General features: G+C 59.2%; 1 protein-coding gene, 1 tRNA gene and 1 pseudogene. 1 reads left to right on the top strand and 2 read right to left on the bottom strand.

The features are described 5' to 3' along the window. Window positions 1–1,253 precede the first annotated feature (1,253 nt). Window positions 1,254–1,326, top strand: a tRNA-Ala gene (locus tag L0G76_RS15865). A gap of 78 nt (window positions 1,327–1,404) precedes the next feature. Here the strand turns inward: L0G76_RS15865 and L0G76_RS15860 are convergent. Together L0G76_RS15860 and L0G76_RS15855 are read right to left on the bottom strand one after the other, a co-directional pair. Next, window positions 1,405–1,920 (bottom strand): methylated-DNA--[protein]-cysteine S-methyltransferase, encoded by a 516-nt coding sequence (locus L0G76_RS15860; RefSeq protein WP_304358094.1) that lies wholly within the window; start codon window positions 1,918–1,920, stop codon window positions 1,405–1,407. 31 nt (window positions 1,921–1,951) lie between these two features. Beyond that, window positions 1,952–2,251: pseudogene (locus L0G76_RS15855) on the bottom strand (DNA-3-methyladenine glycosylase 2 family protein); the annotation flags it as partial.

Raw genomic sequence — 2,251 nt, 5'->3', positions numbered from 1 at the left:
GCGATGTATCCGACGACCAGTCGTCGAGTGGTGGCAGCTGCCTGTGACATTATCTTCTCCCAGAGAGTCGCGAGTCTGAGAAGATTCTACGTCGGCACGTCGGCATTCTTCGACCTCGCCGCAGGGCCGCGCTGGAAATGTGATCGACGCAGTTCCTCGGAGCGATGGCTGGCCTGAAAAGGCATGGCAGTCATTAGTGACAATAAAGTTCAGAAAGAATGAACAGAAGTCACACAGAGTTCTTCACCTGTGATAAATTCAAGAGTGCAATTACGGATTCGCACAAACCTCACAATTGCAGCAAACCATCTTGAGCGCTGACGCCGCTCAAACGAGATCCACGACCAAGAAGGGAGCGCAGAACTATGCTGAAACCTATCGCATTTCCGAACCTCCAGCACCGCTGGACCGGGAACACTGCCTGCTTGATTGGCGGACAAGGGCTCGCCGGCTGACTCCAGCCGTATCTTTCGTCTTTCTCCACCGGTCAATTGAACACCGGTATGCCACCCCCGCAATATCGCCCAGGCGATGCCGCCCTGACGCCACCGTTGGCGCTCGCACGCAGCGTCGAGGCATGAGCCTTACTCGCGCGGGACACGGTCGTTCATCAGGTGCGTTCGTTCACGAACATCACCGACCCTTTGGGCATTGAAACCACTCATCCGATTGATCCTGCTCTCCAGCAGCTGCCGTCGCTTCGACTGATCCTCATCGAGTCTCAATCGATTCTGCGGACGACGATCAGTGAATTCATTTCCCAGAAGTCGCTTTCATTCGACTCATTGAGTTCTTTCGCAGCTCACTGATTTCGAACATTTCGTCTAACCGCCATTTGGGCATTTCCCCTGCCCGAAAACATTAAGGAATCGTTTTGTCGACGGCATTTCCATTCACATATCCACGGCGTGTGGCACTGAGCGCCGGGCTCAAGCTGATCCAGTGGGCCCGCCGTCCAGCTGTCCCCTCCAAGCACCGCAAGCAGGTCGCACAGGATCGTCGCGATGCACAGTTTCGCAGGCTCGCTCGGGATCAGTGGGTCACTGAGCAGCGCGAACGCGAAGTTGCGAGGTACCTCTACCATGTGCGGCCGATGATCTGATGACACACATGGCAGGGTCCGGGGTCTGCCCGGCCCCTGCCATTGCCGCCTATCCGGCTCCAACAGTGAAACACCTAACCGGGTGTGGTCAGCGTCACTGTCCGCCGATTTGTCGTCTTGCGCCCACCTGAGTAATATTGATCCAGCAAGCGGGGGTATGGCGCAGTTGGTAGCGCGTCTCCATGGCATGGAGAAGGTCAGGGGTTCGAATCCCCTTACCTCCACCGCACGAAGGACTCGGTCTCATCACGATGAGATCGAGTCCTTCTTCGTCTCTGGTCTATGTCGGCATCCTGCCCGTGTCAGACGCCGGCCTCGAGATCGAGAAGGCGTCGTTTCTTCTCTTCGCCCCAGGCATAGCCTGTCAACGCACCGTTGGCTCCGATCACACGATGACAGGGAACGATGATGCTGATCGGGTTACGGCCATTGGCCGCACCCACTGCGCGGGCCGCTGTCGGTCTGTCGATCCACGCGGCGAGTTCTCCGTATCCGGCGGTTGTGCCGTAGGGAATCGTCGTCAGCGCCTGCCAGACGTCGCGTTGGAATTCTGTGCCCGTCGGGGCCAGCGGGAGATCGAAGGCAGTGCGGGTGCCTGCGAAGTACTCCGCGAGCTGGTCCCCCGCCGCCGCGAACAGTCCGAGTTCGTCGTCGCCGATCGGTTTGGCCCCGCTCGTCTTCCCCAGTCTCTGCAGGATCCGGTCGAAGTCATCCAGGTACAGCCCGGTGAGACGGTCACCATCCGAGGTGAGAAGGATTCGTCCCAGCGTCGAGTCGATGATCGTGTATCGCACTGTGCCCACGGTGGGCTGTGTCATTGTCATCATCATTGCTTTCTCCGCTTCTGCTTCATTGTGCTGGATGGGTCTGTGGCTGTGGCCGTGAGTGATGGGCCCACAGCAGGTGTGTGACATAGGATCTCCAGGGTCGGCATCGGTCCAGCCGCCGGGCCCAGTCGGTCCTATCGGTGACCGAACTGCGGAGGTCGCTCATGGCCTTCTTGACGCCGAGGTCCGAGCCGAGAAGGACATCGGGGTCGCCGAGTGCACGCATCCGAATGTAGCCGAGACTCCACGGTCCGATTCCGGGTACGGCAAGCAGGCGCTCGTCGACCTCGGTGCGATCACAGCCGGGCCCCAGGTCGATCGA

The sequence above is a fragment of the Brevibacterium picturae genome (assembly GCF_030453725.1).
Classification (GTDB): domain Bacteria; phylum Actinomycetota; class Actinomycetes; order Actinomycetales; family Brevibacteriaceae; genus Brevibacterium; species Brevibacterium sandarakinum_A.
This window is presented reverse-complemented; position numbering and strand designations above follow the sequence as displayed.

What these genes read in the sequence shown, in the direction of transcription:
- L0G76_RS15860 (WP_304358094.1), bottom strand. Translation starts at nt 1,920, where the DNA reads ATGACACAGCCCACCGTGGGCACAGTGCGATACACGATCATCGACTCG.